Origin of the sequence: Changchengzhania lutea (genome assembly GCF_006974145.1) — a bacterium.
Taxonomy (GTDB): Bacteria; Bacteroidota; Bacteroidia; order Flavobacteriales; family Flavobacteriaceae; genus Changchengzhania; species Changchengzhania lutea.
This window is the reverse complement of sequence record NZ_CP039456.1, coordinates 2,383,545-2,400,791: the sequence shown is the minus strand read 5'-3', so window position 1 is coordinate 2,400,791 and position 17,247 is coordinate 2,383,545. Positions and strand designations below refer to the sequence as shown.

General features: G+C 36.6%; 13 protein-coding genes. 10 read left to right on the top strand and 3 right to left on the bottom strand.

Annotated features, from left to right (window positions below; translation table 11 throughout):
* Window positions 1-30: 30 nt before the first annotated feature.
* The 3 genes from FAF07_RS10825 (at window position 31) to FAF07_RS10815 (ending at window position 5,867) form a co-directional block, all read left to right on the top strand.
* Entirely contained in the window at window positions 31-3,405 is a 3,375-nt protein-coding gene (locus FAF07_RS10825) for an alpha-amylase family glycosyl hydrolase (RefSeq protein WP_142785124.1), read from the top strand.
* Entirely contained in the window at window positions 3,405-4,133 is a 729-nt protein-coding gene (locus FAF07_RS10820) for a hypothetical protein (protein ID WP_142785123.1), read from the top strand. Before FAF07_RS10825 ends, FAF07_RS10820 begins: the two co-directional genes overlap by 1 nt.
* Window positions 4,134-4,340: 207 nt before the next feature.
* A complete protein-coding gene (locus FAF07_RS10815) occupies window positions 4,341-5,867 on the top strand; it encodes an IS5 family transposase (RefSeq protein WP_142785122.1) in 1,527 nt (508 codons plus the stop codon).
* 57 nt (window positions 5,868-5,924) lie between these two features.
* On the opposite strand, the gene fsa is transcribed toward FAF07_RS10815, so the two are convergent.
* Both fsa and FAF07_RS10805 read right to left on the bottom strand, forming a co-directional pair.
* Window positions 5,925-6,581: a fructose-6-phosphate aldolase gene (gene fsa / locus FAF07_RS10810; RefSeq protein WP_142785121.1), complete on the bottom strand. Its 657-nt coding sequence runs from the start codon at window positions 6,579-6,581 to the stop codon at window positions 5,925-5,927.
* Window positions 6,582-6,591: 10 nt separating this feature from the next.
* Window positions 6,592-8,634 carry a transketolase family protein gene (locus tag FAF07_RS10805; RefSeq protein ID WP_142785120.1) on the bottom strand — a complete coding sequence of 681 codons (2,043 nt, stop codon included), beginning with the start codon at window positions 8,632-8,634 and terminating at the stop codon, window positions 6,592-6,594.
* Between the two features lie 558 nt (window positions 8,635-9,192).
* Here FAF07_RS10805 and FAF07_RS10800 point away from each other — a divergent pair.
* Window positions 9,193-9,597, top strand: a complete 405-nt coding sequence (locus FAF07_RS10800) for a DUF421 domain-containing protein (protein ID WP_317130287.1) — start codon at window positions 9,193-9,195, stop codon at window positions 9,595-9,597.
* A gap of 153 nt (window positions 9,598-9,750) precedes the next feature.
* Here the strand turns inward: FAF07_RS10800 and FAF07_RS10795 are convergent, their stop codons facing one another.
* Window positions 9,751-10,338, bottom strand: coding sequence for a helix-turn-helix domain-containing protein (locus tag FAF07_RS10795; protein ID WP_142785118.1), 588 nt, complete (start codon window positions 10,336-10,338; stop codon window positions 9,751-9,753).
* A gap of 253 nt (window positions 10,339-10,591) precedes the next feature.
* Here FAF07_RS10795 and FAF07_RS10790 point away from each other — a divergent pair, with 253 nt between their 5' ends.
* The 6 genes from FAF07_RS10790 to FAF07_RS10765 all read left to right on the top strand — a co-directional run bounded on the left by FAF07_RS10790 (window position 10,592) and on the right by FAF07_RS10765 (window position 17,247).
* Window positions 10,592-11,485, top strand: a complete 894-nt coding sequence (locus tag FAF07_RS10790; protein WP_142785117.1) for an IS1595 family transposase — start codon at window positions 10,592-10,594, stop codon at window positions 11,483-11,485.
* A 117-nt stretch (window positions 11,486-11,602) separates the two neighbouring features.
* Window positions 11,603-12,517 (top strand): dihydrodipicolinate synthase family protein, encoded by a 915-nt coding sequence (locus FAF07_RS10785; RefSeq protein WP_142785116.1) that lies wholly within the window; start codon window positions 11,603-11,605, stop codon window positions 12,515-12,517.
* Between the two features lie 109 nt (window positions 12,518-12,626).
* On the top strand, window positions 12,627-12,890 hold the full coding sequence (locus FAF07_RS10780; protein ID WP_142785115.1) for a DUF1272 domain-containing protein: 264 nt from the start codon (window positions 12,627-12,629) through the stop codon (window positions 12,888-12,890).
* Window positions 12,891-12,927: 37 nt separating this feature from the next.
* Window positions 12,928-14,517, top strand: a complete 1,590-nt coding sequence (locus FAF07_RS10775; RefSeq protein ID WP_142786598.1) for an aldehyde dehydrogenase (NADP(+)) — start codon at window positions 12,928-12,930, stop codon at window positions 14,515-14,517.
* On the top strand, window positions 14,514-16,244 hold the full coding sequence (locus FAF07_RS10770; RefSeq protein ID WP_142785114.1) for a DUF885 domain-containing protein: 1,731 nt from the start codon (window positions 14,514-14,516) through the stop codon (window positions 16,242-16,244). Before FAF07_RS10775 ends, FAF07_RS10770 begins: the two co-directional genes overlap by 4 nt.
* Window positions 16,237-17,247 (top strand): 4-hydroxyproline epimerase, encoded by a 1,011-nt coding sequence (locus FAF07_RS10765; RefSeq protein WP_142785113.1) that lies wholly within the window; start codon window positions 16,237-16,239, stop codon window positions 17,245-17,247. The genes FAF07_RS10770 and FAF07_RS10765 overlap by 8 nt, the downstream gene beginning before the upstream one ends.

Genomic DNA, 17,247 nt, shown 5'->3' with positions numbered 1-17,247 from the left:
TTAGACGGCCTTTTCCTTTCCGTTAATAACATGAAGAAATTATACTTAATATTACTACTGTTCGTTTCAACAATTACTTCTGGTCAGGTCATTACAGTAACTCCATCTGCCTTTGAAGTGGAACAATCAATTACAATTACCGTTGACGTTAATAGCAATGCAACTGATTGTAATGGCTTTGCAAGTCCTTCAAAAGTCTATATGCATTCGGGCATTGGAGATGACTCAAATGCTTGGGGATTCAGCGTCGTGGGAAACTGGGGACAGGGCGATGGCATTGGGTTAATGACAAATAATGGTGATGGTACATGGAGTATCACTATGACGCCTAAGACCTATTATAATTTAAGCGATGTTGATGCTGGCAATGCCACCATGTTAGGCATGGTTTTTAGGAATGAAGATGGTACCCAAGAACTAAAAGATAATGGTTGTTCAGATTTCTTTATTAATATTGGTGCTTTTCAATTGGCATTAAACTCACCTACAGATGATATTACAATACTGAATGCTGGAGAAAGCCTATCCATAAATGCAACAACTTCCTTAACTGCCAACTTTGTATTAAAAGCCAATGGTACACAAGTAGATGCGCAAAATAATATTACTAATTACACTTATAATTTCGTTGTTAATGAAAATACCTTGTTTGTATTAGAAGCCACAGAAGGAACCAACTTATTGTCCAAGAACTTTCAAGCAGTTGTTTCACCAACAGTAACAGAAGCTCCAGTACCTAGTGGTCTAAAAGATGGTATTAATTTAGATCCAAATAACAATACAAAAGCAACGCTGGTATTATACGCTCCAAACAAAACTTTTGTTCATGTTATTGGTGATTTTAATAATTGGACAATCGACGATAATTACGTGATGAACAAAGATTCAGCCAATAATCGATTTTGGATTGAATTAACTGGTCTTACACCTCAATTTGATCATATGTATCAATATCTTGTTGATTTTGAAATTAATATAGCAGATCCGTATTCCACTTTGATCCTCGATGAGGGCGACGATCCTTTTATTAACAATACAACCTTTCCAAATCTTCCAGTTTACCCAAGTGGCCTTACAACCGAGGCTATTACACTTTTAAGAACTGGTGATCCTGATTTCAATTGGCAAGTGACGAATTTTCAAAAACCCGAAAAAACCGATTTAGTAATTTACGAACTCCTTGTTCGGGATTTTGATGAATTACATAGCTTCGATGCTGTAAAAGCAAGACTCGACTATCTAGAAGATTTAGGCATTAACGCTATTGAACTGATGCCAGTTAGCGAATTTGATGGTAATTTAAGTTGGGGATATAACCCATCATTCCATATGGCTTTAGACAAGTATTATGGTACCGCTACTGCTTTTAAACAATTAATAGATGCATGTCACAGCCGAGGTATCGCAGTGATACTGGATGTGGTTTATAACCATGCGTCTGGCCAGCACCCTTTTTATCGCATGTGGAATACAGATAATGGCGGTTTTGGAGGTCAGGCAACAGCTGAAAACCCCTTTTTTAATGCCACTGCTACACACGCTTATAGTGTGTTTAATGATTTTAACCATCAATCGGATGCCACAAAGCAATATGTAGAAAGAACCGTTAAATACTGGCTTGAAGAATATAAAATCGATGGGTTCCGTTGGGATTTAACTAAAGGATTTACACAAAATTGCACCTCTAATGATGAAGGTTGTACGAATGGTTTACAGCAAGATCGTGTAGATGTATTAAAAGCATATGCTGATTATCAATGGGAAGTAGATCCTAATTTCTATGTCATTTTTGAACATCTAGGCGGTATTTCAGAAGAAAAACAATGGGCAGACTATCGTGCAACCGAAGGTAAAGGCATCCTGATGTGGAATAAACAAACAGATCTATATAATGAAGCTACCATGGGATTTCATGATGGCGGAAAATCTAATTTCTCTGGGGTTTCTTATACCGTAAAAGGATTTGATGGCCCTTCGGCTGTATCCTATATGGAAAGTCATGATGAACAACGTTTAATGTATAAGAACTTAACATTTGGCAACTCCAACGGAAGCTATTCAGTAAAAAATTTAAACACGGCATTACACCGAATGAAGGCAGCTGGTGCATTTTTCTTTACAGTTCCAGGACCTAAGATGATTTGGCAGTTTGGTGAATTAGGTTATGAAGTCGATATTGAATTTAACGGAAGAACGGGTGATAAACCTATTCGATGGGAATATGTAACTATACCCGAACGAAAAGCTATTTACGATACCTGGGCAGACCTAATAAACCTCAAATTAAACGAACCCATATTTGAAACAACAGATTTTACAATTGATGCTTCAAGTTCAACTGGATTAAAAACCATACATTTATCATTGGCTTCAGCTGGGTCGAACGAAATAAAGTATGTAACTATAATTGGAAATTTTGGAGTTACCCCCCAAGATATTGTGCCTAATTTTCAACAAACCGGAACTTGGTATGAATTTCTAAATGGAAATTTAAATTATGAAGTTACCAATACCTCATCCACTATCTCATTGGCTCCTGGAGAGTTTAGAATATTTGGAGATAATAAGAGTAGTTTATTCCCAGATAATAATATTCCTGACGATGACAACGATGGTGTTCCTAATGCACTAGATTTATGTGCAAATACGCCCTTTGGGGCTGTAGTCGATGTAAATGGTTGTGAAGTTTTCTCATTACCATCCAATAATTTTGCTTTACAGGTTACCAATGAAACTTGTAGAACAAGTAACAACGGAAGTATCAGTATTGCAGCCATTCAAAATTTAAATTATAGTATTAAAATAACAGGCAATGGGACGACTATAAATGACACCTTTAATACCGATTTAACGGTTAATAACTTAGAAGCTGGAGATTATTTAGTTTGTATCCAAGTTGAAGGACAGGCCGATTACGAGCAGTGCTTTAATATTACCATAACAGAGCCTGAAGACCTTTCTGTTTTTTCTAAAACTTCAAATGATAAAAAGTCCATACAGTTAGAAATGAGCGGCAGTTCCTCTTACACGATAACACTTAATGGTGAAACATTTCAAACCTCACAATCCTCTATTAATTTAGAATTACAGGCAGGAAGCAATATGATTACGGTTGCCGGCGAAAAAAATTGTCAAGGTACGTATGAAGAAGTTATTTACTCGGGTGTAGAAATGTCAGTATTTCCTAATCCTATAACCAACAATACATTGCATGTGTATTTAGGTGATTTGGATTCTGAAACTGCTAAGATTAACGTGTATTCTATCTTAGGAAGACAAGTTTATACAAATGAAACTAACAAAAGTGTTTTAAACATTGATGCTTCTAATTTTTCAAAAGGTATTTACATTTTAAATGTACACACCAAAAATGAAAAAAGAAGCTTTAAAATAATTAAGAACTAATGAAAAACATATTCAAATATTTAATGTTTGGTACATTTTTATCGCTAGTCCTGTTTAATTGCAGTAGTGGTGGTGGCGATGATAACCCCAATCCAGATCCAGATCCAGATCCAAAAGTAGTAGATCCCCCAGTAGCGGCTAGTTTGAGTTTTCCGAATCAAAACTCAGAATGTACAGAAGGTACTAATTTTACGAGTACCGAAAGTGACGTGACTTTTGATTGGAGCGATGCTTTAAACGCTGAAACCTATGATCTTATCCTTAAAAATTTAGAGACACAAACAACGAGCAATTACAGCAGTTCCAGTTCTCAATTAACAATCACAGTATTAAGAGCGACACCATATTCTTGGTCTGTTATTTCTAAAAATTCCGGAACAGTAACCGCTCAAAGTCCTACTTGGAAGTTTTACAATGCCGGTGAAGCAACAACATCTTATGCTCCTTTTCCTGCTGAATTAGTAAGCCCAAGCATGGGAACAGCACTATCCAGTGGAACGACAAGCGTAAATTTACAGTGGGTTGGCGCCGATGTTGATAGCGATATCACCGAATATGATATCCTTTTCGGAACTGTTAATCCACCAGCAAATAATCAAGCTACCGTGGAGTCCATGAATTTATCTGTAAATGTAACTGGTGGTAACACCTACTACTGGCGCGTTATTACCAAGGATGAACAAAATAATAATTCGGAATCTGAAATATTTCAATTTAAAATAAACTGAGTGAATTAATTTGATAGTCGAAACGTATAATATTTATACGAAAAAAGCATCTCAAAATTTTGAGATGCTTTTTAATTAGGGTCTGCTGAGAAACTATCCTACTAAACTTAACCATTTGTTATTAAGTTCATTATGTTGATAGCCCACTTCTAAACCTATTGGTAATATGCAAGCTTATTGTTAACTTTAGGCAAATAAGTTTGCATTATGATCAATTATATTTCGGAGCGACAATTGAGTATTGAAGAATTTAAAACTCCTTTTCAGACCACCCTTCTTTCAGATAATCGTTGGGTAGTACTTAGTAAAATAGTTCCTTGGGACACGTTTGCTTCCAGCTATATTTCTATGATGAACACCAATACGGGTCGTCCCGGGATTTCGCCACGGATTGTTTTAGGAGCCTTGATTATAAAGCATATGGAGAAACTAGACGACAGAGGCGTTATCGATGCCATTTCAGAAAATCCCTATATGCAGTTTTTCATTGGACTGAAAGAGTTTACTCCTTATCCAGTTTTTGATCCCTCCTTATTTGTAGAACTGCGAAAACGAGTTGGAGCCGATATTTTTGATTTATTAAATACCAAACTGATAAGCGCTATTAGTAAAGAGAAAGACCAGGATCCTACAGATGATACAGACGACACTCAAAATCCACCAGTTGCGAACAAAGGCAAACTACAATTGGATGCTACGGTCGCTGACCAATACATCACTTACCCAACCGATAGTAAGATTTTGAATGAATGTAGAAAACAGTGCGAAGGCATGATCGACAAGCTCTACGCAAAAAACAACAAGCAAGGGGTCAAACCGCGCACCTATCGCAGAAAGATGGATGCACAATTTTTGACCTATTCAAAAAAGAAAAACAAGTCCAAAGCAGCGTATCGAAAAATGAACCGTAAATTGCTCGAATGTGTTCATAGGGATCTAAAACATATTGATAAACTCCTGAACATTTTTGAATCTGACAAAAAGCCATTCCCATTAAGTTACAAAGAGCAAAAAACGCTATGGGTCATTCATGCCGTCTACATGCAACAAAAACAGATGTACGATCAAAAATCGAATAGCTGTAAAGACAGGATCGCAAGTGTCTTTCAGCCACACGTTCGCCCAATCCCAAGAGGAAAAGCAAAATCAAAAATAGAATTTGGTTCAAAATTAGGCGTCAGTTTAGATCAAGGTTATGCCAGAATAGATACCTTCAGCTGGGATGTATATAATGAATCTGGTGATCTGATCCCACAGGTGGAGCATTACAAAACACTGCACGGTCACTACCCTGAGCTTGTACAAGTAGATAAAATATACGCTACCCGTGAAAATCGAAAATGGCTCAAGGAAAGAGCTATACGAATAACGGCAGCTCCACTAGGTCGCAAGAGTAAGGAGCTAAAAGAAGAATCCTATTATAAAAAAAGAAAACGAAAAAAAGAAGCTACAGAAAGAAACCGAATTGAAGGGAAATTTGGACAGGGCAAAAATGGCTATAACCTCAATCAAATAAGGGCTACACTCCAAAAGACATCGGAGAGTTGGATTGCCACAATCTTTTTTGTTATGAACCTAATGCACCATCAAAAAAATGTGTATATAAAAACTATTTCTGCTTTACCATACGATTTAATCTGCCTAATGGAGCGGTTTTTAGCACAGCTAACAACGCTAACCAAAATATCAATGCAGAAAACAGATAATAGAAAAAATTTTAGCATACAAAATTAATCCGATTCTTGACTTTTTCAGCAAACCCTAATTATACCAATTATAATTTAACTCAAATTATTGGTTTCCTTTTTTATAATCCTCTAAAAACTTAGCCAAACCAATATCGGTCAGTGGATGTTTTAATAAGCCTTTTATTGACGATATAGGGCCCGTCATGACATCGGCACCAATTTTTGCGCAATCAATCACGTGCATGGTATGACGAATGGATGCTGCCAAAATCTGTGTGTCAAATCCGTAATTATCATATATCAAACGTATTTCTGCAATTAAGTTTAAACCATCTGTAGAGACATCATCCAGTCTTCCCAAAAATGGTGACACATAAGTGGCTCCTGCTTTTGCAGCCAATAAGGCTTGTCCTGCAGAAAACACCAACGTGACATTGGTTCTTATGCCCTTATCTGAAAAGTATTTACAGGCTTTAATACCATCGGCTATTATAGGAAGTTTCACTACAATTTGTGGGTGTAATGCAGCTAGCTTCTCGCCTTCTTCAACCATACCGTCAAAGTCTGTGGAGATCACTTCAGCACTTACATCGCCTTCAACTAAATCGCATATCTTAACATAATGCTGTAAAATATTATCGGCACCTGTAATGCCTTCTTTTGCCATTAACGATGGGTTGGTTGTTACCCCATCTAAAACCCCTAAGGCCTGTGCTTCGGCAATATCATCAAGGTTGGCTGTATCTATAAAAAATTTCATACTTTATAATTTAGTTGTTATATGCTTTTAAATATTCTAAAACGTTTTGACTGACTTGTGCTCCTGTAAATCCAAATTTCTCGTCCAGCACTTTTGCCGGTGCCGAGTATCCAAAATGTTCTAATCCAAACACGTGCCCCTTATCACCTACTAATCCTTCTAAGTTCACTGGTAAACCTGCAGTTAATCCAAACAAGGGTTTATCCTTCGGAATAACGCTGTTCTGATAATCTTGACTTTGCGATTTAAAAACCCCTTCTGAAATAATGGACGCGATACTCACTTTGAGTTGTTCCTGAGCTTCCAAAATGTTTGCTGCTTCTATTAAAGTGGATACTTCAGATCCATTGGCTATTAAAACCACATCTGGATTGTCCACACTTTTTACTAGATAACCGCCTTTTTCTGCACCCAAGGCTTCCTTATATCTTGAATCACCTTGGGCGGCTATATCTTTTATACCTTGTCTTGAAAGAATTAAACCAGATGGCGTACTGTTGTTCTCTAAAGCCATTTTCCAAGCCACACTGGTCTCCGCGGAATCTGCTGGACGCATCGCCAAGAAACTGTTTTTGCCACTGTGGTTTTTCAGTTTTTCCAATAAACGTATCTGTGCTTCTTGCTCCACGGGTTGGTGCGTTGGACCATCTTCACCCACTCTAAAGGCATCATGTGTCCATACATACTTAACTGGCAATTCTTGGATACCGCTTAAACGAATGGCTGGTTTCATATAATCTGAAAACACAAAAAATGTAGCCACTACGGGAATAACGCCGCCATGTAAGGCGATACCGTTGGCAATGCATGCCATAGTTAATTCGGCGACACCCGCCTGTAAAAAAGACCCAGAAAAATTGTCCTTCTGAATTTCCCTAGACTTTTTAAGAAAGCCATCGGTTTTATCACTATTTGATAAATCGGCAGAAGACACGATCATGTTTTCTACGTGATCTGCCAAATACGCCAATACATTTGACGATGCTACACGCGTAGCTAATCCTGGTTTATGCTCAATCGTTGAAAAATCCAATTCTGGAAGTTTCCCTGATAAAAAGAAATCTAATTTGCTCGCTAATTCCTTATTTTCTTCTCTCCACGAATTAATGACAGCCTTCTTATCGGCAGCTTTCGCTGTCTTTTCTTCTAAAATAGTTTTATAAAAATCGTCAACCTCATCAAATTTATCAAACGGCGATTCAGGATTTGCGCCTAAGTTTAATAACGTTTTATTATAATCTGCACCGGTATGGCTTATAGGCTGACCGTGTAATTCGCAATAGCCTTCAAACATACTGCCATCTGAAGCAACAGCACCTTTACCCATAATGGTTTTACCAATAATAAGGGTTGGCTTTTCGGTTTCATTATTGGCTTTTTTAAGCGCTTTTCTTATCTCTTTATGATTATGACCATCTATTTCTATAACGCTCCATCCCCAAGACTTGTATTTCATTGCTGTATCCTCCGAGGTCACGGCATCGGTAGAAGTTGACAATTGAATGTCGTTAGAATCGAAAAACATGATAAAATTACTTAAGCCTAAGTGACCTGCAATTCTACCAGCACCTTGAGATATTTCTTCTTGAACGCCACCATCTGATATAAAGCCGTAGATCTTATGGTTCAACCAATCTCCAAATCTGGCCCCCAAAAACTTTGCAGCAATAGCAGCACCAACACCCATGGTATGCCCTTGACCTAAAGGCCCAGAGGTGTTTTCTATACCACGCTTAACATCAACTTCGGGATGCCCTGGCGTAATAGAGCCCCATTGTCTAAAGTTTTCAATATCCTGCTTTTCATAATTCCCAAGCAGATAATATTGTGCATACATTAAAGTCGATAAATGTCCAGCATCCATGAAAAACCGATCTCTAAAAGCCCATGTCATATCTGACGGATCATAGTTGAAAAACTCAGAATATAAAATATGCATATAGTCTGCACCGCCCATGGGGCCTCCTGGGTGTCCTGAGTTAGCCTTTTCTACCATGGCTACAGCTAATGCTCTAATATTGTCTGCGGCTTGTTGATCAATCTTTTTGTTCATGTTTTAATTGGTTTTTTACTTTAAAATATGCGTTACTAGGAACTGAAAAAGGACATTTTCAGTGTGAAATCCTTCATAATTTCGCGCCAAAGGTAAGTTTAATTGATTGAAATTAAAAGCAATGATTACGTGGTTTTTTGATATTTATGAACGAATTGTTAATATCCAATCAAGTCAGCAAATTACTAATAGTTGAGCAATAAAAAAGCTTGTTTTGAAACCAAGGTGTTTTTAAGAAAAATAAGCCTTCATTTGATTTCATATTGGTTATTTTCCTAATTTTTTTATTCATCAAATGGTAAGTCTGATTAGTTTTAAAATAAAATTCTGCTCTAGATTCTTTAAGAGTAAAGATTACCTTAATAGCGCTACATACTGTTGTTTTTTGAGCCTAACTTGCGAAACACATGCTCATAACCTTTAATTTATAATGCCATGCTTAATGATTGGATTTTTTCAAACTCACAAACCTTAATGTTCATTTTAATTTCTACTATTGGTATATTCATATCTGTAGTTATCTTGACTCGACTATTTGGCAAAAGAAGTTTTTCAAAAATGTCAAGCTTTGACTTTGCTTGTACCATTGCCATGGGATCCATTATAGCATCCACCTTACTTACAAAAAGTGTTAGTTTAATAGAAGGTGTTTTTGGTTTGCTTTCTATTTATACGCTTCAAGGGATAACTGCGTATTTGAGGCAGTTTAAAGTGTTTAAATCCTTAGTAGACAACAACCCTTTGCTGCTCATGGATGGCGAAAACATATTGTGGGATAACATGAAAAAAGCTAAGGTTACGGAAGATGATTTAAAAGCAAAACTTAGAGAAGCCAATGTTATAAAAATATCTCAAGTTAAGGCAGTCATTTTTGAAACTACTGGTGATATCGCTGTACTCCATAATGATCAGGAGAATATGTCAGTAGATTCTTGGATTCTTGAAGGCGTTAACAGAAGTTGATTTTAAAGTTATAAGAAGGATTACAAATTAATACATTAAAAATAGATAGGAGCACTTGGTTGATTTGGAACATATAAAACCAATTATATATTTAAGAAGTGGCAACCTGCCATTAAAAAGATTAAAAAAATTGAGCTATAAAAATTTTGTTGCCTAATAAAAACCTAATGTTTTTATTCTTGAATTTCTATAGTCACGTGGTGTTAGACCATAACGCGCTTTAAAAACTTTAGAGATATAGCTTTTACTGGTGATGCCAATATCAAAACCTATCTCTCCAATAGTCATGTCAGTTGCTTCAAAAAGTCTTCGAGCCTTCTCCAATCGCGCTAAAATAACGAATTCATTAACCGTTTTATTGAAGAACTTTTTGAAACCGTTTTGAAGTGTAACGGCGTTGATCCCAAAATTTTCTGCAAGTTTGCTAACATTTTCATACGTGTCTAAGTGATCCACTATAAATTGTGATGCTTTCATAACCGCCTCCTTTTGGTGACTCTGCAACGCATACTCCTTTCTCAGATGTACTTTTTTATTAGAAAATAAAGTTAACCTGTTATATAAAATTTCATTCAATTTGGATTCTATTAAAAGTGCATCCGTAAAGCTGGAACTTTTTTTAGCAATAATACGCTGTATTAAATTGAGTGTTCGTATACTGAATCTGCTTTCGTTATAGAAACTATTTTCGCCATTAGTATCCGAAAAAATACTTCTTGTGTCTTCATTAAAAGAATCCATAAATGGCTTGGTCTTCTCCTGAAAAAGTAATCTATTTATTTCAATACTAAAAATCGAAATGGGTTTATTCCTCGGTATATGAAATTGGTGATTATTTTGATTGCTACTACTTATGATAGCGCTATCGTGTCTATCAATATTTTGCCACGCAATGTCATTACTAAACTTATGATAAAATCCGCTATCTAAATTAAATATAATAGAGGTCAGTAGTTAAATTCATATCTTTAAAGTCGATAAATATAGTGTTGTTATGAATATTTTTAAAGGACAAAATCTTCTAGAGTTCTCTGATCGGTTTAAAACCGATGAAAATTGCAAGGAGCACTTGGCAGATATTAAATGGAAAGACGGCTTTCAATGTGTTAAATGTGGTCATAAAAAGGCGGAAATAAGAAAAGATTTTTCGCGCACCTGCAATATCTGCTCTCATCAAGAACCCTCAACTTCAAATACGCTTTTCCACAAGGTTAAATTTGGTGTCAGAAAAAATTTTTTCATCGTTTTTGAGATGAGTACAAGTACTAAAAGTCTTTCTGCAAGCTATGTTGCAGTTCGTTTTGGCGTTACTGAAAAGACTGCACGCTTATTTATGCCTAAAATCAGGGAAGCTATGGTAAGTAGCAGAAATAATCCGATGACGGGCATTGTCCATGTTGATGGATTTGTTCTTGGCGGACGAGAAAAAGATAAAGTAGGCAGAAGTTATAATGCAAAGAAAAAGAAGGCCATAACTGCTGTTGGACTAACCGAAGATGGGAAAGTAAAAAGAATGTATGCGATGAGAATCGAAGATTTTTCTGCTAGTTCTTTACAATATATCTTTGTGAATCATATAAGTCGGGAGGCTAAAGTGATAACCGATAAATGGAGAGGTTACAGGCCTATTGCTAAAGCCTATAACATTACCCAGATTGAAAGTAATGGAGGTGTAAATTTTAAAGCCCTACATACAATGATTCATCAAGTTAAATCTTGGATAAGAACAACTTGCTCTTGGGTAAGCGACTTTAATACCAACAGATATTTTAATGAATTTTGTTTCAGAGTCAATCGTTCACAAAGCAAAGCCACAATATTCAATAATTTAATAATAAAAATGGTCGATAAAGATAAAGTGCATCACAATCAAATTATATGCAACTAAATACTGACCTCTAAAATATAATTTTAAGCGGGTGAATATAATATCAATTATGGATAAGAATCTATTAATTTGTTCTACTGCTAGTAACTAAATTTATTCCTTTAAAACAACCAATTTATGAATATGCAATGGAAAGGCGTCATGCCAGCAGTAACCACAAAGTTCACAGACCAAGACGAACTAGATTTAAAAACCTTTGAATTAAATATCAATTCACAGCTCCAAGCTGGTGTTCACGGTATTGTATTGGGTGGCACATTGGGTGAGGCCAGTACCCTTTTAGATGAAGAAAAAAGAATACTCACCACAACAACGGTAGATATTGTTAAAGGAAAGGTCCCCGTACTGATTAATATTGCAGAACAAAGTACCAAAGCGGCAATTGCTGCCGCTCAAAAGGCCGAAGAAGATGGCGCCAGCGGACTTATGATGCTGCCGCCCATGTGCTACAAATCGGGTGAAAGGGAAACGGTACAGTATTTTAAAGATGTAGCAAACAATACAGCATTGCCAATCATGGTGTACAATAATCCGGTAGACTATAAGGTTGAAGTTACCTTAGATATGTTTGAAGACTTGTTAAAATGCGATAATATTGAGGCCGTAAAGGAATCTACAAGGGATATCTCAAATGTCACCCGTATCAAAAATCGATTTGGGAATCGCCTTAAAATAATGACAGGCGTTGATACGGTGGCCCTAGAAAGTTTGCTCATGGGTGCCGATGGATGGGTTGCAGGATTAGTGTGTGCCTTTCCTACCGAAACCGTTGCTATTTACGAACTTCAAAAAGTAGGACGTATTAAAGAAGCTATTGAAATTTACCGCTGGTTTTTACCATTGTTAGAGTTAGATATAAATCCTAAATTAGTACAAAATATAAAATTGGCAGAAGTATACACGCAAATAGGAACCGAAAATGTACGTAAACCGCGTTTGCCTCTCCACGGAACAGAAAGAGAAAAAGTGATTCAAATTATCGAAGCCGCTTTAAAAACAAGGCCGAAACTACCAGAATATAAAAATTTGTAACATATTTTGGGTGTTCCCACGCTTTGGCGTGGTCAGGCTTTCGGTACTCGCTTCCCAGTAAAAAAACTGGGAGAGCTTAAACAAATGCCTCAATCCTTAACACAAACAGATGCTAGAGATAAGACCAACTTGCGAACATTGTAATAAAGCATTGCACTTTGATTCAGAAGAGGCCATGATTTGCACATTCGAATGTACCTTTTGTAAAGATTGTGTCAACGATGTTTTAAAGCAGGTATGTCCAAATTGTAGTGGGGGTTTTGAAAAGCGACCCATTCGGCCAGAAGGTATGTTAAAGAAATACCCCGTATCCACCAAAGAGATACATAAACCAGTGGATTTAGAAAAGCATTTAAAACGAATCAGTAATTAATAAAAAGTTTTCCTTTTTGGAAGACTTACATGAGAATATGATAACAGGAAAAAATTATATCGGAAACAAATTATCAGCAAAAGGGAACAGTATCTATAAAACCTTTAATCCGCAATTGAATATTGAAAATGAACAGGCTTTTACTGAAGCGAGTTCAGAAGAAATAGACGCAGCAGTGACATTAGCGTCTGAAGCTTTTAAATCATTTCAAAATATTTCAGGTATTAAAAAATCTGAATTCTTAAATGCTATTGCGGACGAAATTCTTGCATTGGACAATACACTTATTAAAACCTATTGTTTAGAATCTGGTTTGCCCGAAGGTCGTGCCAAGGGCGAACGCGGAAGAACCATCGGGCAACTGAGAATGTTTGCAGATTTGGTTAAGGAAGGATCTTGGGTTGAAGCGACCATTGATACTGCAGAACCAAACCGTGAACCACAACCAAAACCTGATTTACGCAAAATGATGGTGCCTTTAGGACCAGTAGCTGTGTTTGGCGCTAGTAATTTTCCGTTAGCTTATTCTACTGCTGGCGGAGATACAGCATCGGCTTTAGCATCGGGATGCCCGGTAATTGTAAAATCCCATCCCATGCATTCAGGAACTGGAGAACTTGTAGCATCTGCAGTAATAAAAGCAGCACAAAAAACAAATATGCCCAATGGGGTGTTTTCAAATCTCAATGGGATTAATATTGATGTGGGGGCTCAACTTGTTAAACATTCTGGTGTTAAAGCCGTTGGGTTTACGGGTAGCATTAAGGGCGGGCGTGCGCTTTATGATATGGCAGCAAAACGTGATGAGCCTATTCCTGTATTTGCTGAAATGGGCAGCGTCAACCCAGTAGTTATTCTTCCAGAATCCTTAAAGGAGAAGGGGGAATCACTTGCTAAAACCTATGCGGGTTCTATCACTTTAGGCACTGGTCAGTTTTGCACAAACCCAGGTTTAATTTTAGGATTGAAGAGTGATGCATTTTCTTCTTTTATAGACCGATTATCAGATGAGATTATCAAAATCGAACCCACATGCATGCTGCACCCTAACATTAAAGGCGCATACGATACTAACAAGGAAAAAGCGATGCAGCAATCCGCTATAACAGTTGTGGCAGATTATGAAGATGAGGTACAAACTAATTTTGCAAGACAAACCGTGACAACCGTTGAAGGTGCCATCTTTTTAAAAAACACCACCTTACACCAAGAAGTCTTTGGGCCATATTCTATAGTGGTTCTGTGTGAAGACGCTGCGCAATTGGAAAAAATCATTTCAAATTTAGAAGGACAACTTACGGGCACCATTATTGCCGAAAGCAGTGAGGCTAATAAGTATCCTAAAATTATATCCGCATTGCAAAACAGAGTAGGGCGACTGATTTTTAACGGTGTTCCTACTGGCGTTGAGGTGTGTACTTCCATGACACACGGTGGCCCATATCCAGCATCTACAGACAGCAGGTTTACAGCGGTCGGCATCCATTCCATTAAACGCTGGGTGCGACCAATGAGCTATCAAGACTGGCCAAATGATTTGCTGCCTGAGGCACTAAAGGATGAAAACCCGTTAGGTGTTTTTAGAGTAGTAAATAATTGTGATACTAAAAATAGCATACACAAGTGAAGTATTTAAAAGTCATTATTTTGTTTGCGTCTCTTGCTTTTCTCGGTTTCAAAGCAAGCAAAAACCCGCACCCATCTTCCACCTTAGACAGCATTATAAAAAAATATCAAAATCATGAAGGATATGATAAAAAAGTATATCCTTTAGGTCTTTTTACGAAAAAATATTATGAATCTGAAGCTGAATTTGCCAAAAAGATTCTTAATGAATTGTCCGAAGTAGACACTTTAAGTTTAACCGAAACAGAACGAATTTCTAGGCAACTTTTGAGTTTTGTATTAAAAGATAAAATTGATTATTACCATTTTGAGCAGTATTTAAACCCTATTTTATCTGATGCCGGATTTCATAGTAATTTGACTTATATGGTAAAACCATTAAGCAGTTATGAAGACGTAAAGGATTATTTGAGTAAATTGAATGCTATCCCAATTTTTGTAGACCAACATTTTTCCAATTTACGCGAAGGGTTAAAGAAGGGAGTTTCTCAACCGTTAATTATTTTTGAGGGTTACGAATCCACTTATAATGTAAATATTGTGGATAATTATCAGGATAGTTACTATTATTCACCTTTTTTAAATTTGCCTTCCAATTTATCTAAAAAGCAAAAAGATTCAGTTTTAATAGCAGCAAAAGAAGCCATTGAAAACAAAGTAATATCAGAATTTAAGCGCATAAAAACTTTTTTCGAAACAGAGTATCTGCCCAATACAAGAACACCAATAGGAGTTTCACATATACCTAATGGCTCAAATTTTTATCAAAACAGAATTAATTTTTATACAACAAGTAACTCCTATACTGCTGATGATATTCATCAAATTGGCTTAAAAGAAGTGGCTCGGATTAAGTCTGAAATGAAATTGATTATTAAAGAGTTAAATTTTAAAGGAAACTTCGAAGCATTCTTTCATTTTTTGAGAACAGATAAACAGTTTTATGCTAAAACATCTAACGAATTATTAATGATGGCCAGAGATATAGCGAAAAGAGTAGATGCTAAATTACCAAGATATTTTAAAACATTACCACGCAAACCTTATGGAGTTGCCGCAGTACCAGATGCTATTGCTCCTAAATACACAGCTGGAAGGTATATTGGTACTTCAAAAGAAAGTACCGAACCTGGATACTATTGGGTAAATACATACAATTTGCCAAGTAGGACAGTTTATACTTTACCTGCGCTTACCGTTCATGAAGCTGTGCCTGGACATCATTTACAAAGCAGTTTAAATAATGAATTAGGAGATAGTATCCCTGATTTCAGAAAAAACCTCTATTTATCGGCTTATGGTGAAGGTTGGGGTTTGTATTCTGAACTTTTAGCAGACGAAATGGGTATTTATACAACGCCTTACGAAAAATTCGGACAATTGACTTACGAAATGTGGAGGGCTTGTCGTTTAGTTGTAGATACAGGAATTCATGCAAAAGGTTGGACAAGAAGTCAAGTTATTAATTATATGTCGGCAAATACAGCACTTTCATTACATGAAATAAATACTGAAACCGATCGATATATTTCGTGGCCGGGGCAGGCATTATCATATAAAATGGGGGAACTTAAAATTAGAGAATTACGTAAAAGGGCAGAAACTAGATTAGGTTCAAAATTTGATGTTCGTGAATTTCATGAAGTTATTTTAGAACAAGGTACGGTCACACTATCGATATTAGAAAATAGAGTGAATAATTATATTGAGAAAATAAAAAATGGCTAAACATACATTTGTGTGTATTGATGCACATACCTGTGGTAATCCAGTGAGACTTATTAAGGAAGGTGGTCCCAAATTAGTTGGAGCAACCATGAGTGATAAACGTCAGCACTTTTTGAAAGACTATGATTGGATTCGTACGGGACTCATGTTTGAACCACGGGGACATGATATGATGAGTGGCAGCATACTATACCCACCACACAATCCTGAAAACGATTTTGCCATATTATTTATTGAAACCTCTGGATGTTTGCCCATGTGCGGGCACGGCACAATAGGTGCCATTACTATTGCTATTGAAGAAGGTTTAATAAGTCCAAAAACGCCAGGAAGCATTAAAATGGAATCGCCAGCAGGATTAATTAATATTGAATATCATCAAAAAGGGCATAAAGTAGATTGGGTAAAATTAACTAACGTGAAAAGTTATTTGGCGGCCGAAGGATTAATGATAACATGTCCAGAATTGGGAGAATTAAGGTTTGATGTGGCTTATGGAGGCAATTTTTATGCTATAATAGATCCACAAACAAGTTTCTCGGGTATTCAAGACTTTTCAGCATCAAAAATCATTCAATATTCTCAAATTTTAAGGGATAAAATCAATGAAAAGTACCCGAACAAGTTCATTCACCCAGGGGACGAAAGCATCAAAATGGTGACCCATATCATGTGGACGGGTGATGTTATGCATAAGACATCCTCATCAAGAAACGCCGTGTTTTATGGTAATAAAGCAATTGATAGAAGCCCATGTGGTACAGGTACCTCTGCAAGAATGGCGCAGTTGTTTTCAAAAGGCAAATTAAAGGTAGGGGAAGACTTTGTACATGAAAGTTATATAGGCAGTACGTTTATTGGTCGCGTTGAAGAGGTTTCTTCGCTAAATGGGAAACTGGCCATAATCCCCAGTGTAACAGGTTGGGCTAAAATATATGGACATAACACCATTACGATAGATACGGATGACGATCCGTACGCACATGGATTTGAAGTGATATAA